Source organism: Rhodobacter capsulatus (assembly GCF_003254295.1).
Taxonomy (GTDB): Bacteria; Pseudomonadota; Alphaproteobacteria; order Rhodobacterales; family Rhodobacteraceae; genus Rhodobacter; species Rhodobacter capsulatus.
Genome location: NZ_QKZO01000002.1, coordinates 77,135 through 96,486, shown reverse-complemented (window position 1 = coordinate 96,486; position 19,352 = coordinate 77,135). Strand labels below are relative to the sequence as shown.

General features: G+C 64.5%; 14 protein-coding genes. 2 read left to right on the top strand and 12 right to left on the bottom strand.

All coding sequences use genetic code 11. The annotated features are described in order from the left end of the window. Positions 1–183: 183 nt before the first annotated feature. The 5 genes from LY44_RS02860 to LY44_RS02840 all read right to left on the bottom strand — a co-directional run bounded on the left by LY44_RS02860 (position 184) and on the right by LY44_RS02840 (position 6,423). Positions 184–738 (bottom strand): AAA family ATPase, encoded by a 555-nt coding sequence (locus tag LY44_RS02860; protein ID WP_081024334.1) that lies wholly within the window; start codon positions 736–738, stop codon positions 184–186. Between the two features lie 4 nt (positions 739–742). Continuing rightward, positions 743–1,870, bottom strand: coding sequence for a peptide chain release factor 2 (gene prfB, locus LY44_RS02855; protein WP_055208778.1), 1,128 nt, complete (start codon positions 1,868–1,870; stop codon positions 743–745). A gap of 89 nt (positions 1,871–1,959) precedes the next feature. Further along, positions 1,960–3,603, bottom strand: a complete 1,644-nt coding sequence (locus tag LY44_RS02850) for a long-chain fatty acid--CoA ligase (RefSeq protein WP_055208780.1) — start codon at positions 3,601–3,603, stop codon at positions 1,960–1,962. A gap of 430 nt (positions 3,604–4,033) precedes the next feature. Further along, a complete protein-coding gene (locus tag LY44_RS02845) occupies positions 4,034–5,851 on the bottom strand; it encodes a TRAP transporter large permease (protein WP_394325847.1) in 1,818 nt (605 codons plus the stop codon). Then, on the bottom strand, positions 5,851–6,423 hold the full coding sequence (locus LY44_RS02840; protein ID WP_055208782.1) for a TRAP transporter small permease subunit: 573 nt from the start codon (positions 6,421–6,423) through the stop codon (positions 5,851–5,853). The genes LY44_RS02845 and LY44_RS02840 overlap by 1 nt, the downstream gene beginning before the upstream one ends. 621 nt (positions 6,424–7,044) lie before the next feature. Here LY44_RS02840 and LY44_RS02835 point away from each other — a divergent pair. Together LY44_RS02835 and ilvN are read left to right on the top strand one after the other, a co-directional pair. Next, the gene (locus LY44_RS02835) at positions 7,045–8,790 is read left to right on the top strand and encodes an acetolactate synthase 3 large subunit (protein WP_055208974.1); all 1,746 of its coding nucleotides are present in this window, start codon (positions 7,045–7,047) and stop codon (positions 8,788–8,790) included. Between the two features lie 79 nt (positions 8,791–8,869). Further along, entirely contained in the window at positions 8,870–9,430 is a 561-nt protein-coding gene (ilvN, locus tag LY44_RS02830; protein ID WP_055208784.1) for an acetolactate synthase small subunit, read from the top strand. Between the two features lie 93 nt (positions 9,431–9,523). Here the strand turns inward: ilvN and LY44_RS02825 are convergent, their stop codons facing one another. From LY44_RS02825 to nuoL, 7 genes are all read right to left on the bottom strand, one after another. Further along, positions 9,524–10,810 carry a DUF3422 family protein gene (locus tag LY44_RS02825; protein WP_055208786.1) on the bottom strand — a complete coding sequence of 429 codons (1,287 nt, stop codon included), beginning with the start codon at positions 10,808–10,810 and terminating at the stop codon, positions 9,524–9,526. A gap of 197 nt (positions 10,811–11,007) precedes the next feature. Beyond that, positions 11,008–12,633, bottom strand: coding sequence for a ribonuclease J (locus tag LY44_RS02820; protein ID WP_173644528.1), 1,626 nt, complete (start codon positions 12,631–12,633; stop codon positions 11,008–11,010). Positions 12,634–12,680: 47 nt separating this feature from the next. Continuing rightward, the gene (locus LY44_RS02815; RefSeq protein WP_055208790.1) at positions 12,681–13,457 is read right to left on the bottom strand and encodes a type III pantothenate kinase; all 777 of its coding nucleotides are present in this window, start codon (positions 13,455–13,457) and stop codon (positions 12,681–12,683) included. An 8-nt stretch (positions 13,458–13,465) separates the two neighbouring features. Next, positions 13,466–14,194, bottom strand: a complete 729-nt coding sequence (locus LY44_RS02810; RefSeq protein WP_081024335.1) for a biotin--[acetyl-CoA-carboxylase] ligase — start codon at positions 14,192–14,194, stop codon at positions 13,466–13,468. Between the two features lie 31 nt (positions 14,195–14,225). Next, a complete protein-coding gene (nuoN, locus tag LY44_RS02805; RefSeq protein WP_055208794.1) occupies positions 14,226–15,662 on the bottom strand; it encodes an NADH-quinone oxidoreductase subunit NuoN in 1,437 nt (478 codons plus the stop codon). A gap of 12 nt (positions 15,663–15,674) precedes the next feature. After that, on the bottom strand, positions 15,675–17,213 hold the full coding sequence (locus LY44_RS02800) for an NADH-quinone oxidoreductase subunit M (RefSeq protein ID WP_055208796.1): 1,539 nt from the start codon (positions 17,211–17,213) through the stop codon (positions 15,675–15,677). After that, on the bottom strand, positions 17,213–19,351 hold the full coding sequence (nuoL, locus tag LY44_RS02795) for an NADH-quinone oxidoreductase subunit L (protein ID WP_055208798.1): 2,139 nt from the start codon (positions 19,349–19,351) through the stop codon (positions 17,213–17,215). The genes LY44_RS02800 and nuoL overlap by 1 nt, the downstream gene beginning before the upstream one ends. Between the last annotated feature and the right edge of the window lies 1 nt (position 19,352).

Here is a 19,352-nt window from a genome sequence, read left to right as displayed (position 1 = left end):
AGGATGTGAGGGGGCGGCTTCGGCCGCCCTTTTCTTTTGGCGTTGCGACGATTGACAGAACAAGGCCGGGGCTCTGCCCGCAGGGCTGCCACGGGCAGCCCGTTCGACGGGAAAGCCTTCCACCGGAAGGCTTTTCGATCCCGTCTCACCCCGGGATATTTGTGGCAAGATGAAGCGACGCGATCAGAGCGCCTCGAGACGGGCAAGGGTCTTGGCCAGCAGATCCGCAAGCGGCATCGAACCCGACAGCTCCAGCACCGGCTCGGGGCGGCCCGAGAGCCAGTTGCGGTGCCGCGTCAGCGAGCGGCCCGAGAAATAGGGGTCGTCATAGCTGGCCGCCCATTTCAGGAATTGCGCATGGGCATGATCCATGTCGCCGCCCGGACGGATGCGGTCGCCGAATTTCTCGCTCTCGCGGCGGCGGATCCGGGCCAGCCGCACCGGCGCGGGGGCGGTGAGAAAGACGATCAGCCCGGCCCCGGCAATCGCCGTGTCGCCCCAGCCGTCGCAAGAGCCCGCCAGCACCCAGCCGCCATCACCTCCCTGCCCCAGCTGCGCCGCCGAGATCAGCGCCAGCCGCTCGGCCACCGGGCGCTTTTGCGTGAAGGGCTGCGCGGTCGGCGCCCAGTAGAAATCGTCGGTGTCCAGAAAGGGCAGATCGAGTTCGGCCGCCAGCGCGCGGCCAAGGGTAGAGGTGCCGGACCCGGCGGCGCCGGTGATATAGACCCGCGCCGCCACCGGCTCAATCGTCCGAATTCGCGTCGGCGCGCGACTTGCCCGCCACATCCATCGCCAGCGTCGCCGCCATGAAGGCATCCAGATCGCCGTCAAGCACGCCCTGGGTGTCCGAGGTCTCGTGGCCGGTGCGCAGATCCTTGACCATCTGGTAGGGCTGCAGCACGTAAGAGCGGATCTGGTTGCCCCAGCCCGCCTCGCCCTTGGCCTCGTGCTGGGCGTTGATCGCGGCGTTGCGCTTGTCGAGTTCGAGCTGATAAAGCCGCGCCCGCAGCGCGTTCATCGCGGCTTCGCGGTTCTGGTGCTGCGATTTCATCGAGCTGGTCACCACGATATTCGTCGGCAAGTGGGTGATCCGCACCGCCGAGTCGGTGGTGTTGACGTGCTGCCCGCCCGCCCCCGACGACCGATAGGTGTCGATGCGGATGTCATTGGCCGGAATATCGATCTCGATATTGTCGTCAACGACCGGATAGACCCAGACCGAGCTGAACGAGGTATGCCGCCGCGCCGCCGAGTCATAGGGCGAGATCCGCACCAGCCGGTGCACGCCCGATTCCGATTTCAGCCAGCCATAGGCGTTCTGCCCGGAAATCTTGTAGGCGACCGAGCGGATCCCCGCCTCGTCGCCCGCGGTTTCCGATTGCAGCTCGACCGTGTAGCCCTTTTTCTCGGCCCAGCGGGTATACATCCGCGCCAGCATCGAGGCCCAGTCGCAGCTTTCCGTGCCGCCCGCCCCGGCGTTGATCTCAAGGAAGGTGTCGTTGCCGTCGGCCTCGCCATCGAGCAGCGCCTCGAGCTCCTTCGCCGCGGCCAGTTCCTTCAGCGCGCGCAGGGATTTCTCCGCCTCTTCGACGATTTCCGGGTCTTCCTCGATCTCGCCCAGCTCGATCAGCTCGATGTTGTCGGTCAGATCGCGGTCGATGCGGCGATAGGTTTCGAGCTTGTCCATCAGCATCTGCCGCTCGCGCATCAGCTTTTGCGCGCGGGCCGGATCGGACCACAGATCGCCATGCTCGATCATGGCGTTGAATTCTTCCAGCCGGTGCGGCGCGGTCTCAAGGTCCATGCGCTGCGCAAGCAGCTTGAGCGTCTTGCGGACGGCTTCCACGATGTTGAGCATTTCGGCGCGCATGGCACTGTCCTTTCGCGGGGTTGGCCGGGTCATACAATCCCCGCGCGTCCCGGGCAAGGGGGGCGGGTGCGCAGACCCGCCCGCTTCGCTCAGACCGGCTCGGCTTCCGCCAGCTCGGGCATCAGCACCTCGCCGTAAAGCTCGCGCAGCCGCGCCTTGACCACCTTGCCGGTGGCGCCCAAAGGCAGGTTGTCGATGAAGAGCACCCGGTCCGGGATCTGCCAGTTCGGCACCTTGCCCCTGTAGCAGGCGAGGATCTCGTCTTCCGTCACCTCCATGCGCAGATGGCGCTGCACGATCACCACCGGGCGTTCATCCCATTTCGGATGCCGCGCCGCGATGGCGGCCGCATTGGCCACCGCCGGATGGGCAATCGCGATGTTTTCCAGCTCGACCGTGGAAATCCATTCGCCGCCCGACTTGATGATGTCCTTCGAGCGGTCCCGGATCACCATGTAGCCATCGGCGTCGATCGTGGCGATGTCGCCGGTGTCGAACCAGCCGTCAAAGGTCAGCGCCGAGCGGTCCTTGTTGTAATAGGTGTCGACGATCCAGTGGCCGCGAACCTGCAATTCCCCCTGCGTCACGCCATCATGCGGCAAGACGTGACCGGCGCTGTCGACCAGCCGCAGCTGCACGCCATAGGGCGGACGCCCCTGCGCCAGACGGCGTTCGGCCTGGTCCTCGGGCGGCAGGTCGAGGTGTTTTTGCAAAAGCTGGTTCACCGTGCCCAAGGGGCTGGTTTCCGTCATCCCCCACAGATGCACCAGATCGACGCCGTACCGGTCGCGGAATTCCGCGATCATCGAGGGCGGCAGGGCGGTGCCCCCCACCATCGCGCGCTTGAGGCAGGACACATCCGCCCCGGTGGCCTCCAGCCCCTGCAGCAGACCCAGCCAGACCGTCGGCACGCCAAGCGCAAGGCTGACCTTCTCGGCCGCGATCAGCCGCGCCAGGCTCTCGCCATCCAGTTTCGGGCCGGGCAGCACCAGCTTCGCCCCCACCGAGGCGGCGATATAGGGCACGCCCCAGGCGTTGACATGGAACATCGGCACCGCGGGCATCACCGTGTCGCGCGCCGACAGCGCCAGACAATCGGGCGAATTGCCCGCCAGCGTGTGCAGAAGCGTCGAGCGGTGGGTGTAAAGCACGCCCTTGGGGTGGCCGGTCGTGCCCGAGGTGTAGCACAGCGACGAGGGCTCGGTTTCCGCGATCTGCGGCCATTGGAAGGCGGTATCGCCCTGCGCGATCAGCTCGTCGTAAAACAGCATGCCATCGAGCTGCGCAGCGAGCGCCTCGTCGCGCGCGCCCATCATCACCACCATCTTCACGGTGGGCATCTGCTCGATCAGCCCGGCGATGGTCGGCACGAAACCGCGGTCGATGAACAGCACCCGGTCGCGGGCGTCATTGACGATATAGACCAGCTGCTCGGCCGCAAGGCGCGGGTTCAGCGTGTGGCAGACCATGCCGCCGCCCGAGACGCCGAAATAGATCTCCAGATGGCGGCGCGTGTTCCAGGCGATGGTGCCGCAGCGGTCCCCCTGCATCACCCCATGCATCTCCAGCGCCGAGGCCAGACGGCGGGCATTGCCGATCACCGCGCCCCAGCTGGTGTGGGTCACCTCGCCCGTGGTCTCGACCGAGACCACCTCGGTCGCGGTGTGAAACCGCTCGACATGATCGGCCAGCGAGCCGATCACCAGCGGCAGGTGCATCATCGAATTCTGCATCGGTTCCTCCCTCGATACGGACCCTGCGGCGGTCTCCCTCCGGGCCGCGCGCGGGTCTTTCACTCCTCGCGTGCATTGCGACTTTGCCGGGGCCTCGTGTCAAGCGGTCGCACGGGCGAAAGGCCGCAGCGCAGAATTGACGTTACGGCATTTGCCGCAGCGCGGCGGGGTCGGGCGGAAAAGGAAACGCATCGCGTTTCCCCGCCCGCAAGCGCCACGGCGCGACACGACCCTTTCGGCATGCACAACAGAGGCCAGCGCCCGTCCCGGTGGGCGAGAAGCGCCCGCCGGGGGCGGGGCGGGCGCTGGCCGAGGGCCTTTGGGCCCCCGGCCGTCACGGAGCCGATGTCGCACAAGGCCTCGGCGATGGCCTCGGCCAAACGAAAACGGCGGCCCCGGGGGACCGCCGTCTTTTTTCTTTCCATCCGCCTCAGTTGCCGGTGATCGGCGCCCCGCCAAGGCCAAGCGGCGCCGGGATGCCAAGGCTTGCGCCCCCGGCAGGCGGCGTGACCGGCTGCCCCGAAGGCGCGCCAAGACCCGGCGGCAGACCGCCCAGACCGCCCGGCGCGGGAACCGCCCCCGGCTGCGCCCCGATCGGGGGCAGGCCCAAGCCGCCGCCCAGACCACCACCGATGCCGCCCGGCACGGTGACCGTCACATGCGAGACATCGACCGGCTTGCCCTTGTAGTGCATCACCAGCTGCGGGAAGGCGATCACCACCGCGATCATCACGATCTGGATGCAGACAAACGGCACCGCCCCCCAATAGATCTGCGAGGTCTTCACTGGATCGGTCAGCTTGCCCGTCACCTTGTCGAGGAAGGGCACCTTCGGCGCCACCGAGCGCAGGAAGAACAGCGCAAAGCCGAAGGGCGGATGCATGAACGAGGTCTGCATGTTCACCCCCAGGATCACCCCGAACCAGATCAGGTCGATGCCAAGCGCCTCGGCGGGCGCCACCAGCAGCGGCACGATGATGAAGGCCAGCTCGAAGAAATCGAGGAAGAAGGCGAGGAAGAACACCAGCAGCGAGACGAAGATCAGGAACCCGGTCTCGCCGCCCGGCAGCGACACCAGCAGATGCTCGACCCAGATATGGCCGTTCACGTCGTAGAAGGTGAGCGAGAACACCCGCGCGCCCAAAAGGATGAACATCACGAAGGCCGAAAGCCGCGTCGTGGCGGCCAGCGCCTCGCGCACGACCCCCATCGACAGCCGCTTCTTCACCGCCGAAAGGATCAGCGCGCCGACCGCGCCCATCGCGCCGCCCTCGGTGGGCGTGGCGATGCCAAGGAAGATCGTGCCCAGCACCAGGAAAATCAGCGCCAGCGGCGGGATCAGCACGATGATCACCTGCTGCGCCAGATGGCTCATCCGGTTCAGGCCCGTCGCCTTGTCGATCAGCGCCATGACATAGACGAAGATCACCGCGATCGAGGCCGCGAGAATGCCTGCATTCTTCGCCGCGCCGGTGCCCGCCAGCCAGTATTTCGCCGCGATGAAAACGGCGATGCCAAGCCCTAGGGCGACGAAGAACGACATCACCCCCTGCCCCAGCGTGCGCGCCTCTTTCGGCAGCGCGGGCATAGAATTCGGCCGGAGGATCGACATCACCAGCACATAGGCCATGTAAAGCCCGGTCAGCACCATGCCGGGGATCAGCGCGCCCTTGTACATGTCGCCCACCGACCGGCCCAATTGGTCGGCCAGAACGATCAGCACGAGCGACGGCGGAATGATCTGCGCCAAGGTGCCCGAGGCGGCGATGACACCGCTCGCGATGCGCCGGTCATAGCCGTAGCGCAGCATGATCGGCAAAGAGATCAGCCCCATCGCGATCACCGAGGCGGCGACGACGCCGGTGGTGGCCGCCAGAAGCGCGCCGACCAGGATCACCGCATAGGCCAGCCCGCCGCGGATCGGCCCGAAGAGCTGGCCGATCGTGTCGAGCAGATCCTCGGCCATGCCGGATTTTTCAAGCAAGATCCCCATGAAGGTGAAGAAGGGAATGGCCAGCAATGTCTCGTTCGACAAGACCCCCCAGAACCGTTCCGGCATCGCATTGAGCAGCGGCCAGTCCAGGTTGATCGAGCCGCCCGAGAGCGGCGCCAGCTCGACCCCGATGATGAAGAAGACAAGCCCGTTCGCCGCCAGCGAGAACGCCACCGGATAGCCCAGCAGCAGAAAGACGATCAGCGAGACGAACATGATCGGCGCCATGTTCTGCGCGATGAGTTCCATCAGCATCACATGCCGTCCTTTTCAACGAAGGCTTCGGCCGTGCCATGGTGGCCGGCAAAGGTGTGCGGATCCGGGATCAGCCCCATCATCACGGCGATCTTCTTGATGATTTCGGAAATCCCCTGCGCGAAGAGCAGCGAGAAGCCGATCAGCAACAGCGATTTCGCCGGCCAGATGATCAGCCCGCCCGAGTTGGTCGAGACCTCGCCCGAGCGCATGGACATCATCAGCCAGGGAAACATCAGCCACAGCATCAGCACAAGGAAGGGCATCAGGAAGAAGACATGGCCGAAAAGGTCGATCCAGTGCTGCACCCGCCGCGAGAAGGCGCCATAGACGATGTCGATGCGGATATGTTCGTTCTGTTTCAGCGTATAGGCCGCGGCCAGCAGGAAGGCGGCGCCGAACAGATACCATTGCGCCTCGAGCCAGGCGTTCGACGAGATGTCGAAGATCTTGCGGATGGCGGCATTGGTCGCCGAGACCAGAACCGCCACCAGAATGAGCCAGGACACCGATTTGCCGATGAATTCGTTGATGCGGTCTATGACCCGTGCGAGGGCAAGCAAAGCGCCCATCGTCTCCTCCCCTTCCCGTATTTCCCTTGGCCCTCGAAGGGGCTGCGGCCTTCCTTGCCGGGTTGCGGGGCGGAAATCAAGAAAAACGGCCCCTTCCGGTCCGATTATCTTACCAATCCCGCGGAAGTTCGGCGAGGCGATGGTCCGAATGGAGCAAAGGATAGAGATTTGACCAAATGAAGAAAAGCGAAAAGGCGCCGCCCCCGGCCTTTGCAACCGGCACGCGAAACGGCACCTGAACCGACTCGGCACGGGGTTTCTTCTTGGTCCAAATACGCCCTTGCGCCGCCAGACCCGGGCCAGACCCAGGCCAGACCCGGGGGCAATTTTCCGGAAATGTCGCCCGACTTGCCGCTTTGCGCAACTTTCGGAACACTTTTTGGCCAGACCGCGACATTATATTCACGGATTTGCCGTTGACGCTGTTCCGATCGCCCCCTAATGTCCGCCCCGAGTATTGGGAAAGGATCAGCGATGCTCTCGCTTCTTGTCGTAGGGAAGGATGGACGCATGGGCCGGTGACGGTCGACCATGATGGTTCCCATGCGCCCTCGCCAGACCAGCGGGGGCTTTTTGTTGAGAAACGGGCGGGGTGGGATGCCCCCGGAAAGGACGGAAAAGATGTCGCGGCAGATGACCGGCGCGGAAATGGTGGTGCAGGCGCTGAAGGATCAGGGGGTCGACACGATCTTCGGATACCCGGGCGGCGCCGTGCTTCCGATCTATGACGCGATCTTTCAGCAAAACGACATCCGCCACATCCTGGTGCGGCATGAACAGGCCGCGGTGCACATGGCCGAGGGCTATGCCCGCTCGACCGGCAAGCCGGGCGTGGTGCTGGTGACCTCGGGCCCGGGGGCGACGAATGCGGTGACCGGGCTGACCGATGCCTTGATGGACAGCATTCCGCTGGTCGTCTTCTCGGGTCAGGTGCCCACCTTCATGATCGGCACCGACGGTTTTCAGGAAGCCGACACGATCGGCATCACCCGCCCCTGCACCAAGCACAACTGGCTGGTGAAGGACCCGGCGAAACTGTCGGAAACCATCCATCAGGCCTTCCATGTCGCCACCTCGGGGCGGCCCGGCCCGGTCTTGATCGACCTGCCCAAGGACGTGCAATTCGCCACCGGCCAATACACCGGGCCGAAGCTCGCCCGCGTCGATCACTATCAGCCCAAGGTCAAGGGCGACATCGAGGCGATCACCAAGCTCGTCGAGCTGATCGAAAAGGCGGAACGGCCGATCTTTTACACCGGCGGCGGGGTGATCAACTCAGGCCCCGGGGCGTCGCAACTCTTGCGCGAGCTGGTCGATGCGACGGGCTTCCCGATCACCTCGACGCTGATGGGGCTGGGCGCCTATCCGGCCTCGGGCAAGGGCTGGCTCGGCATGCTCGGCATGCACGGGCTTTACGAGGCCAATCTGGCGATGCACGGCTGCGATCTGATGATCAACCTCGGGGCGCGGTTCGATGACCGCATCACCGGGCGCGTCGCCGATTTCAGCCCCCATTCGACCAAGGCGCATGTCGATATCGACGCCTCGTCCATCAACAAGATCATCACTGTCGATCTGCCGATCGTCGGCGATATCGGCCATGTGCTGGAAGACCTGCTCAAGGTCTGGAAAGCGCGCGGGCGCAAGGTCAACAAGGAAGGCCTGGCGAACTGGTGGGGCCGGATCGACGAGTGGAAGAAGGTGCGCTGCCTTGCCTACACCAACTCCGACGCGATCATCAAACCGCAATATGCGCTGGAGCGGCTGGACGCCCTGACCAGGGGGCGCAACCGCTACATCACCACCGAAGTCGGCCAGCATCAGATGTGGGCGGCGCAATATCTGGGCTTCGAGGCGCCCAATCGCTGGATGACCTCGGGCGGTTTGGGGACGATGGGCTATGGTTTCCCGGCCTCGATCGGGGTGCAGATCGCGCATCCGGACGCGCTCGTCATCAACATCGCGGGCGAGGCCAGCTGGCTGATGAACATGCAGGAAATGGGCACGGCGACGCAGTTCCGCACCCCGGTGAAGCAGTTCATCCTGAACAACGAGCGGCTGGGCATGGTGCGGCAGTGGCAGGATCTGCTGCATGGCGGGCGCTATTCGCAAAGCTGGTCGGAAAGCCTGCCCGATTTCGTGAAGCTGGCGGAAAGCTTCGGCTGGAAGGGGATCATCTGCCGCGATCCGAAGGAGCTGGACGATGCGATCATGGAGATGATCGACTACGATGGTCCGGTGCTTTTTGATTGTCTGGTCGAGAAGCACGAGAACTGCTTCCCGATGATCCCGTCCGGCAAGCCGCATAACGAAATGCTGCTCTCGGCCGATGCGGCGGCCTTTGCGGGCGGCGCGGCGCTGGTGTGACAAGGCCGGGGGGCGCTGTCCCCCGGAGCCCCCCGAGGTATTTCGGGCAAGATGAAAGACATTCGGAAGGGAGAGGGCAATGGCCGCTCTGAACATCAAGAAAGGCTCCACGAGCCACTCCGCCTATGACCTGCGCGACTTCCATTCGGATATCGAACGCAGCCACACGCTCGCCGTGATCGTCGAGAACGAACCGGGGGTTCTGGCCCGGGTGATCGGGCTGTTTTCCGGGCGCGGCTACAACATCGACAGCCTGACCGTGGCGGAAATCGACCACAAGGGGCACCGGAGCCGCATCACCATCGTCACCCGCGGCACCGAAGCGGTGATCGAACAGATCCGCGCGCAGCTGGGCCGGATCGTGCCGGTGCACGAGGTCCACGACCTGACCACCGAGGCGAAGGCGGTGGAGCGGGAACTGGCCTTGTTCAAGGTCACGGCGACGGGGGAAAAGCGGGTGGAATCTTTGCGTCTGGCCGATATCTTCCGCGCCTCGGTGGTGGACAGCACGCTGGAAAGCTTCATTTTCGAGATCACCGGCACCTCGGAAAAGATCGATGCCTTTGCCGAATTGATGCGGCCGCTCGGTCTGGTCGATGTGGCGCGCACCGGCGTGGCCGCGCTGGCGCGGGGCGTCTGAAAACGCGATCTTGCGAAGACTCAGGGGGCCATCGGGCCCCCTTTTCGGTTCATCCGCGCCGTTGCGACCGGAACGGGTGCGGCCGGAACCGGATCAATGCCCGACGCCGTTCCTGATCCGGCGCAGCGCCAGCCAGACCACCGCGACGACCAGGGGCGTCAGACCCGCCACCGCCATTTCCTTGCTGATGCCGATTTCCTGCGCGATCGGATAGACGGCATAGGCCGCAAGGCTGACCGCGTAATAGCTGATCGCCACCACCGAAAGCCCCTCGACCGTGCGTTGCAGCCGCAGCTGCAGATCCGAGCGCCGGTCCATGCTTTCCAAAAGCTTCTGGTTCTGCGCCTGCCGCGCCACATCGACGCGCGTGCGCAGAAGCTCGCCCGCCCGCGCCGCGCGTTCGACCATCGCATTCAGCCGCGCCTCGGCCGATTTCACCGTCCGCATCGCCGGATCATAACGACGGTTCATGAATTCCGAAAACTTCTGACGCCCATGAAACCGGCTTTCGCGCAGGACCTCGACCCGTTCGTTCACGATCGCCTCGTAAGCCGCGGTGGCGGAAAACCGGAACGTGTTCGTCACCGCCAGGCTTTCGAGTTCCGTCGACACCTCGAGCAGCCGATGCAGCGTGTCCTCGGCCGGATGGGCGTCGTCGTTCATCAGCGCGACCAGATTGGTCAGCTCGGGATCCAGCGCATTCAGCGTTTGCGTCAGCGCCCGCGCCCGGCCCAGACCCAGCATCGACATCGCCCGATAAGTCTCGAGTTCGCAGATCCGCTGCACGATCCGGCCAATCCGCCCCTGCCCCGTGCCGGGCTTGGCAAAGACCGCAAAGCGCATCTGCCCCGCCGGATCGATGCGGAAATCGGTGGCGATCACCGCGGTTTCCTCCAGCACCCAGGTGCAGACCAGGCTTTCGGGCACGAACCAGGCGTCGATCAGCGGCAGGATCGTTTCGCTGTCCTCGGGCAGATCCTCGATGCGGATCGAGACCGCCGCCAGACGCCGCCCCGGCGCCGACTGGATCCAGTCGGAGGGGAAGACCTCGGCCTCGGCCGGATCGAAGGGCCGCGATGACACCCCCGGCGCATAGGCCAGAAAGGTGGTGAATTCGGTATGGCTGTCCCATTTCAGCGTGTGCCGCCCGATCTCGCCCGAGTAATGCGTGACATCGCCGGGCGGGATCGCGGCGCCGTAGCGGGTCAGAAGATCGCACAGATGGGTGTGATCCTTGGTGCGGTCGCGGTTGGCGGCGTCGAAGGGTTCCTTGATCGCAAGATAGACGACATGGGCAGGCGCACCGACCGAGGGAAAGGGGCGGGCGTGCAGCTCGTTCACCAGCGCGTAGCGCAGGGGATGGTCGTCGATGGGCGTCATGGCAAAGCCTTTGGCTGGTTTCTTGGTGCTCTCGCGTCGAGATAATCCTGCACGGGGTCGACACAAGAACGGAAGAGGCGGAATTCAAGAAGCTTTGCGGCATACCGGCGCATACGGGCATTGCTGCAACAGCGAAGGCCCCGAAAACGGCAAAACCCCGGCTTGCGCCGGGGTCCGGTCCGTCACCGCGGGGGGGGTCAGTCGGCCATCAGTCGCGACACCACCACCGTCACCTCGGGTTTCTTGCCGATCTCTTCCATCGCGACTTGCCGGGCGATCCGGCGCAGCGCCTCGTCCAGCTTGTCATCGTCGCGCACGACCTTTTCCGGCGCGGATTCAAGGAAGGCCGAGAGCTCGTCCTCGATGATCTTCATCATGTCGCCGCCCGACTTGCCGCGCTCGGGCAGGCCCATCAGTTCGACCCAGGCATCACCGAGCGGCACGTCGTCCTCGTCGATGATCACGGTGATCAGCACATGGCCGTTCAGCGCCATGCGGATGCGTTCACGCACGACGCCATCGAGCGCGCCGATCAGCACGGTGCCATCCAGATAAAGCCGCCCGGTCTCGATATATTCCACCACTTTCGGCGCCGGGCCGGTCAGATCCAGCATCGTGCCATTCGTCGCGACCTCGGTGGCGATGCCCTTCGATTGCGCGATCTTGGCGTGTTCGCGCAGGTGGCGATGCTCGCCATGCATCGGGATCAGGATCTGCGGCCGCAAAAGGTCATGCACCGCATCCAGATCGGGGCGGTTGGCATGGCCCGAGACGTGGTAAAGCCCGCCCCGGTCATCGACCACATCGACGCCCATTTCGGAAAAGGCGTTGATGATCCTGAACACGCCGCGTTCATTGCCGGGGATGATCTTCGAGGAAAACAGGAACGTGTCGCCTTCCTTCATCGACAGGCCCAGATATTTGCCGCGGCTCAGCTGCGCCGTCGCCGCGCGGCGTTCGCCTTGCGAGCCGGTGACGATCAGCATCAGATTCTGGCGCGGCACATCGACCGCTTCCTCGGGCTGGATCGTGCCCGGAAAGCCCTTGAGAACATTGGCTTCCTCGGCCACCTGCACCATCTTGCGCATGGCCCGGCCCAAAAGACAGACCGAGCGCCCGGCAGCCCGACCGGCCTCGGCCAGCGTTTTCAGCCGCGCCACGTTCGAGGCGAAGGTGGTCGTGACCACCATCCCCTTTTGCGCGGCGATGAAGTCGCGCAGCGGCGCCACCAGCGTCGATTCCGACCGGCCCGGATTATGGGTGAAGACGTTCGTCGAATCGCAGCACAGCACCTTGATGCCCGCGCCCTCATTGGCGATCTCGTGCCATTCGAGCGGGTCGAAGGGCTCGCCCACCACCGGATTGCCGTCGAGCTTGAAATCGCCCGTATGCACGACGCGGCCCGCGGGCGTGTCGATGATGAGCGCCGAGCTTTCCGGGATCGAATGGCTGACGGGGACGAATTGCACCCGGAACGGGCCGATATCGATCGCCTTCGGGCGCGGCTCGACGACGCGGATCATGTCCGAGGCAAGACCGGCCTCTTCCATCTTGATCGCGACAAGCGCGGCGGTGAAGCGGCGCGCAAAGACCGGCGCGCGCAGCTTCGGCCACAGATGCGGCATGGCGCCGATGTGATCTTCATGGCCGTGGGTCAGGAAGATCGCGTCGATGCGGTTGACGTTCGCCTCGAGCCAGGCCGTGTCGGCCATGATCAGATCGACCCCGGGCGAGCCGTCCATGTCGGGGAAGGTCACGCCCAGATCGACGACGATCAGCCGTTCCTTGCCCTCGGGTCCGTAGCCATAGACATAGGCATTCATCCCGACTTCGCCGGCACCGCCCAAAGGAAGGTAGATCAGTCGCTCGCTCACGCCCCAAGTCCCTTGTTGTAATCGAAGATCAGACGCAGACCATGCATGGTCAGGTCATCCTCGACCTTGTCGAACAGATCGAAGCCCAGATCGAAGAGCGAGGCAAGACCCCCGGTGGCAATCACCTTCATCGGACGGTCACGTTCCATCCGGATCTGCCGCACGATGCCTTCGACAAGGCCGATATAGCCCCAATACACCCCGGATTGGATGCAGGCCACCGTATTCGTGCCGATCACGCCTTGCGGTTTCGTGACATCGACATGCGGCAGCGCGGCCGCCGCCATGTGCAGCGCCTCGAGGCTCAGGTTCACCCCGGGCGCGATCACCCCGCCGATATAGGCGCCATCGGCGGCCACGACGTCAAAGGTGGTGGCGGTGCCGAAATCGACGACGATCAGATCGCCGCCATGGCGGTCATAGCCCGCCACCGTGTTCACCAGCCGGTCCGGCCCGACCGTGGTGCCCGGATCGACCCGCGGCGCGACGGGCAGCTCGCAGCCCGGTTTGCCGACGACCAGCGGGCGGCAGTCGAAATAGCGGCCGCAAAGCACGCGCAGGTTGAACACCACCCGCGGCGCGGTCGAGGAGATGATCGCCGCGGAAATCCGCCCCTGCAGGCCCTTGAGCTGCATCAGCGTATTGAGCCAGACGAAATATTCGTCGGCGGTGCGGCGATGGTCGGTGGCGATGCGCCAAGTGGCGGCGAAATCCGCCCCGTCCCAGACCGAAAACACGGTGTTGGTGTTGCCGCAGTCGATGCACAAAAGCATAGGCGCCCCTAAAAGAAGATATCCGCCGCCGAGATCGCCCGCCGTTCCGAGCCGGTCGCAAGGATCAGCGCGCCGGTGTCGTCGATCGTCTCGAAGGTGCCCGTCAAGGTTTCCGTGCCGGTGCGGGCGGTGATCCTTTGCCCGATCCTGGCGGCGCGGGCAAGCCATGCCGCGCGAATGGGGGCGAAACCGTAACGCTCGAAGGTTGCGGCATAATGCGCGAAGCCGCGCGCCAGCGGCGGCAGGAAGTCGAGCGGGTCGATTTTCAGCCCGGTCTCGCCCACCAGCGACACCGGGGCGACGGCGCCCGGCTCCAGCGCCGCGGCGGGCGGCGCCTGGGCCAGATTGACGCCGATGCCGACGGCAAGATGGCTGATCTGCCCGCCGGTGCCGACGCTTTCCAGCAAGATCCCGGCGATCTTGCCGCCGTTCAGCAGCACGTCATTGGGCCATTTGATCGCGGTGACGGGCCCGGGGCCCATGACCTCGGTCAGCGCGGCCTCAAGCGCAAGCGCCGCGACAAAGGAATAAAGCGCCGCGGTGGCGGGGGTGACGGCGGGGCGAAACACGAGCGTGGCGGCGAAATTGCCCGCAGGCATCAGCCAGTCGCGGCCCCGCCTGCCCCGGCCCGCGGTTTGGCGATGCGCGAAAACCCAAGCAGGCCCCGCAAGATGCGGGGCCAGCCGGGCCGCTTCAGCCATCGTCGTGTCGGTCTGCGCAAGGACGTGGCGGGCCACGCCCCCCGGCCAGTCTCTCGGCCAGCTTGCCTCAGTTGACAAGGGAGGCCGCCGCCGCCTGCGCCGCGCCCTCGACGCCCGCCATGTTGATCGCGCCGCCCAGCATCGCCCCCGCCGCCAGCACCAGGAAGGCGAATTGCAGCGCGGGCATCCGGCCGTCGAGCGGTGCGGATTTTTCGCCGAAATACATGAAATAGACGATGCGCAGGTAGTAGAAGGCGCCGATCACCGAGGCCACGACCGCCGCCACCGGCACCCAGAGGAACCCGGCCCCGATCGCCGCCTTGATCACCGCGAATTTGGCGAAGAAGCCCAGCATCGGCGGCACGCCCGCCAGCGAGAAGAGCAGCACCAGAAGCGCAAAGGCCTTCACCGGATCGGTTTTCGACAGCATGTTCAGCGCGGCGATCTCGGTGACGGGCTTGCCGTCACGCTCCATCGACAGGATGAAGGCGAAGGTGCCGACGTTCATCACGGTGTAGATCGTCATGTAGATCAGCATCGATTCCACGCCCGCCGCGGTGCCCGCCGCCAGACCCAGCAGGCCAAAGCCCATATGCGAGATCGAGGAATAGGCCATCAGCCGCTTGATGTCGCGCTGGCCGATCCCGGCGATGGCGCCCAGATACATCGAGGCCAGCGCCAGCGCGGCGAGGATCTGCCCCCATTCGCCCGGCACCTGCCCGAAGGCATCATGCACGACCCGCGCGATCAGCGCCATCGCGGCCAGTTTCGGCGCGGTGGCAAAGAAGGCGGTGACCGGCGTGGGCGAGCCCTGATAGACGTCCGGCGTCCACATGTGGAAGGGCACGGCCGAGACCTTGAAAGCAAGGCCCGCCAGCAGGAACACCAGACCGAACAGCAGACCGATCGGCAGGTGGCCTTGCTCGACCACGGTGATGATGCCCGAGAAAGTCGTGGTGCCCGCGAAACCGTACACCAGCGAGGCGCCGTAGAGCAGCAGACCGGACGACAGCGAACCCAGCACGAAGTATTTCAGACCGGCCTCTGACGAAATCGCCGAGTCCCGGTGCAGCGCCGCGACGACGTAAAGCGCCAGAGATTGCAGCTCGAGCCCGATGTAAAGCGACATCAGATCGCCCGCCGAGACCATCATCATCATGCCGACGACGGCGAGCACGATCAGGATCGGATATTCGAACCGCAGCAGACCGCGACGGCCCAGATAATCCGAACTCATCGCCAGCACCGCGGCGGCCGAGACAAGGATCACCACTTTCGCGAAACGCGCGAAATCATCGGCGATGAAAAGCCCGCCAAAGGCCGTTTGCATGCCCGAGCCAAGCCCGATGATCCCCGCCAGCGCCAGCATGGTGACGGCCGAGGCCCAGAGAATGGGTTTCGCCACCCTGTCCTTGCCGGTCCAGACGCCGAAGAGCAGCACGCCCATCGCATAGATGGCCAGCAACACCTCGGGCAGGACGAGAGAGAATTCCGCTTTTGTCATGGGTCTTTCTCCTCAGTTGCCCGCGGTCGCATGTGCGACGGTGCCGAGGTCGGCGTGGTAATTCTGCACAAGATGGGCCACGGACGGCCCGATCAGATCGGTCACAAGGCTGGGATAGACGCCCAGGATCAGCGTCATCGCGACAAGCGGCGCGAAGATCGCCTTTTCGCGGCTGGTCATGTCGGTGATCGTCCTCAGGCTTTCCTTGACCAGCTCGCCAAAGACGACGCGGCGGTAAAGCCACAAAGCATAGGCCGCCGAGAGGATCACCCCCGAGGTGGCAAACAGCGCCACCCAGGTGTTGACCTGGAAAATCCCCATCAGCGTCAGAAATTCGCCAACGAAGCCAGAGGTGCCCGGCAGGCCGACATTGGCCATGGTGAAGAACATGAAGATCAGCGCGTAAGCGGGCATCCGGTTCACCAGACCGCCATAGGCGGCGATGTCCCTTGTGTGCATGCGGTCATAGATCACGCCGACGCAGAGGAACAGCGCCCCCGAGATGAAGCCGTGGCTGAGCATCTGGAAGATCGCGCCGTCCACCCCCTGCTGGTTCGCCGCGAAAATCCCCATCGTCACATAGCCCATGTGGGCGACCGAGGAATAAGCGATCAGCTTCTTCATGTCCTCCTGCGCCAGAGCGACGAGCGAGGTGTAGACGATGGCGACCGCGGACAGGATGAAGACGAAGGTGGTCATCGTCTCTGCCCCCACCGGGAACATCGGCAGCGAGAAGCGCAGGAAGCCGTAACCGCCCATTTTCAGAAGCACTGCCGCCAGCACGACCGAGCCCGCGGTGGGCGCCTGCACGTGCGCGTCGGGCAACCAGGTATGCACCGGCCACATCGGCATCTTCACCGCGAAGGACGCGAAGAAGGCCAGGAACAGCAGCGTCTGCACCCCGCCCGTCAGGCTCCACCAGCCGAGGAACGGCAGATCCGCATGCGGGAAGTCGAAGCTCATCAGCGTCACGATGTCGGTGGTGCCCGACATCATATACATCGCCACCATCGCCACCAGCATCAGCACCGAGCCGAGGAAGGTATAAAGGAAGAACTTGAACGTCGCGTAGATGCGCTCCTTGCCGCCCCAGATCCCGATGATCAGGAACATCGGGATCAGACCCGCCTCGAAGAAGAGGTAGAACAGCACGAGGTCGAGCGCCACGAAGACGCCGATCATCAGCGTTTCAAGGACAAGGAAGGCGATCATGTATTCCTTGACCCGCGCTTCCACATGCCAGGCGCTGGCGATGGTGAGCGGCATCAGGAAGGTGGTCAGCATCACGAACAGGATCGAGATGCCGTCCACGCCGAGCTTGTAGTGCAGGCCCATGATCCAGGCGCGGTCCTCGACGAACTGCATGCCGGGATTGGCCGGATCGAAGCCCGCCAGCAGCAGGAGCGAGACAAGGAAGGTCACAACGGTCGCGGTCAAGGCCACCCATTTCGCATTGCGATCGGCCGCCGGGCCTGACCCGCGGCTGACCACGGCAAGCACCGCCGCCGCGGCCAGCGGCAGGAAGGTGATGATGGAGAGGAGGTTTTGCATCAGTTCATTCCCCCGGTCCGCACGACCCAGAACATCAGTGCAACGATGCCCAGCACCATCGCAAACGCATAGTGGAAGAGATAGCCCGACTGGATCCGGCCCGCGACGCGGGTGAAGAACGGGATCCAGCCAAGCGCGAGCCCGTTGATCGCCCCGTCGATGACGGCGCCATCGCCGCCCTTCCACAGTTTGCGACCAAGCGATTTCGCCGGGTTCACGAAGAGCAGGTCAAACAGCTCGTCGAAATACCACTTGTTGAGCAGGAAGCGGTAAAGCCCCGGCAGCGCCCGTGCCGTCCGGCCCGGCAGCGGCTTGTCGCCGATGTAGTAAAGCCAGGCGAAGAAGAAGCCGGTGACCATCGCGACGAAGGGCGAAAGCTTCACCCAGTCGGGCACGCCATGGGCATCGTGGATCACATGGTTCGTCTCGGCCATGAAGATCGCGCCTTGCGGAGCCTTGGCCACCGCATGATCCGCGGCCGGTTCCGCCATCGCCATCGTGCCCGCCATCGCGGCTTCATGCGCCGCCTCGGCCGTCATCGCGGCTTCGGGGACATGAGCTTCGGTCGCGTGTTCGGTGCCATGGGCTTCGCCATGCGCCGCGGCGGGCAGGTTGAAGAAGCTGGCCACCTTGTCGCCGAAGAAGCTGTGATACCAGACCATCCCGGCCAGCACCGAGCCCACCGCCAGCACCGCGAGCGGCGCGAGCATCACCGTCGGGCTTTCATGGGCATGGTCATGCTTGTGATGATCGCCCCGCGCCTCGCCGTAGAAGGTGAGGAAGATCAGCCGCCAGGAATAGAACGAGGTCATCCCCGCCGCCGCCACCAGCACGTAGAAGGCGAAACCGTTCCCCGAAGCAAAGGCGCTTTCGATGATCGCGTCTTTCGACAGGTAACCCGCAAAGCCCACCGGCACGCCGCCGATCGAGAGGAACGGGATGCCGACGCCGGTGATGGCGAGGGTGCCGATCATCATGATCGCGAAGGTGAAGGGGATCTTTTTGCGCAGGCCACCGTAATTGCGCATGTCCTGTTCGTGGTGCATCGCATGGATCACCGAACCCGCGCCGAGGAACAGCATCGCCTTGAAGAAAGCATGCGTCAGCAGGTGGAACATCGCGACCGAATAGACGCCCGAACCGGCAGCGACGAACATGTAGCCCAGCTGCGAACAGGTCGAATAGGCGATCACGCGCTTGATGTCGTTCTGCACAAGGCCGACGGTCGCGGCAAAGAACGCGGTCGCGGCACCGACATAGACGACCATCATCTTGGCTTCCGGCGCATATTCAAACAAGGGCGACATCCGGCAGACCAGGAACACCCCCGCGGTCACCATCGTCGCGGCGTGGATCAGCGCCGAAACCGGCGTCGGGCCTTCCATCGCATCGGGCAGCCAGGTGTGCAGGAAGAGCTGCGCCGATTTCCCCATCGCGCCGATGAACAGAAGCACGGCGATCAGGTTGGCGGCGTTGAACTCCCACGCCAGGAAGTGCAGCTCGGTCTTCGCCAGTTCGGGGGCCGAAGCAAAGATCACATCCATGTCGATGCTGTCGGTCAGGAAAAAGAGCCCCAGAATGCCCAGAAGGAAGCCGAAATCGCCGACCCGGTTGACCACGAAGGCCTTGATCGCCGCGGCATTGGCCGTGGGTTTCTTGTAATAAAAACCGATCAGCAGATAGGAGGCGACCCCCACCCCTTCCCAGCCGAAGAACATCTGCACCAGGTTGTCCGAGGTGACGAGCATCAGCATGGCAAAGGTGAAGAACGAGAGGTACGCGAAGAACCGCGCCTTGTAGCTCTCGTGATGGGTCCAGTTCTCGTCATGGGCCATGTAGCCCCAGGAATAAAGATGCACGAGCGCCGAGACCGTGGTGACGACGATCAGCATGATCGCGGTCAGCCGGTCGAGCCGGATCCCCCAGGAGGTATCGAGCGTGCCCGAGCGGATCCAGTCGAGCAGATGGATGTGGCTCGTCTCGGCCGGAAGCGTCAGGAAGACCACCCAGGACAGGATGCAGGACAGGAACAAAAGGCCGGTGGTGACGACAAGCGCCCCCTTTTCCGTGATCAGCCGCCAGCCGAAGCCGCCGATCAGCGCGCCAAGAAGCGGCGCAAGCAGGATGATCGTGGTCATG

Excerpts from the sequence above, each read along its gene's own strand:
- prfB (WP_055208778.1), bottom strand. The coding sequence starts at position 1,870 with ATGCGCGCCGAAATGCTCAACATCGTGGAAGCCGTCCGCAAGACGCTC.
- LY44_RS02850 (WP_055208780.1), bottom strand. The coding sequence starts at position 3,603 with ATGCAGAATTCGATGATGCACCTGCCGCTGGTGATCGGCTCGCTGGCC.
- LY44_RS02845 (WP_394325847.1), bottom strand. The coding sequence starts at position 5,851 with ATGCTGATGGAACTCATCGCGCAGAACATGGCGCCGATCATGTTCGTC.
- LY44_RS02840 (WP_055208782.1), bottom strand. The coding sequence starts at position 6,423 with ATGGGCGCTTTGCTTGCCCTCGCACGGGTCATAGACCGCATCAACGAA.
- LY44_RS02835 (WP_055208974.1), top strand. The coding sequence starts at position 7,045 with ATGTCGCGGCAGATGACCGGCGCGGAAATGGTGGTGCAGGCGCTGAAG.
- ilvN (WP_055208784.1), top strand. The coding sequence starts at position 8,870 with ATGGCCGCTCTGAACATCAAGAAAGGCTCCACGAGCCACTCCGCCTAT.
- LY44_RS02825 (WP_055208786.1), bottom strand. The coding sequence starts at position 10,810 with ATGACGCCCATCGACGACCATCCCCTGCGCTACGCGCTGGTGAACGAG.
- LY44_RS02820 (WP_173644528.1), bottom strand. The coding sequence starts at position 12,633 with ATGAATGCCTATGTCTATGGCTACGGACCCGAGGGCAAGGAACGGCTG.
- LY44_RS02815 (WP_055208790.1), bottom strand. The coding sequence starts at position 13,457 with ATGCTTTTGTGCATCGACTGCGGCAACACCAACACCGTGTTTTCGGTC.
- nuoN (WP_055208794.1), bottom strand. The coding sequence starts at position 15,662 with ATGACAAAAGCGGAATTCTCTCTCGTCCTGCCCGAGGTGTTGCTGGCC.
- LY44_RS02800 (WP_055208796.1), bottom strand. The coding sequence starts at position 17,213 with ATGCAAAACCTCCTCTCCATCATCACCTTCCTGCCGCTGGCCGCGGCG.
- nuoL (WP_055208798.1), bottom strand. The coding sequence starts at position 19,351 with ATGACCACGATCATCCTGCTTGCGCCGCTTCTTGGCGCGCTGATCGGC.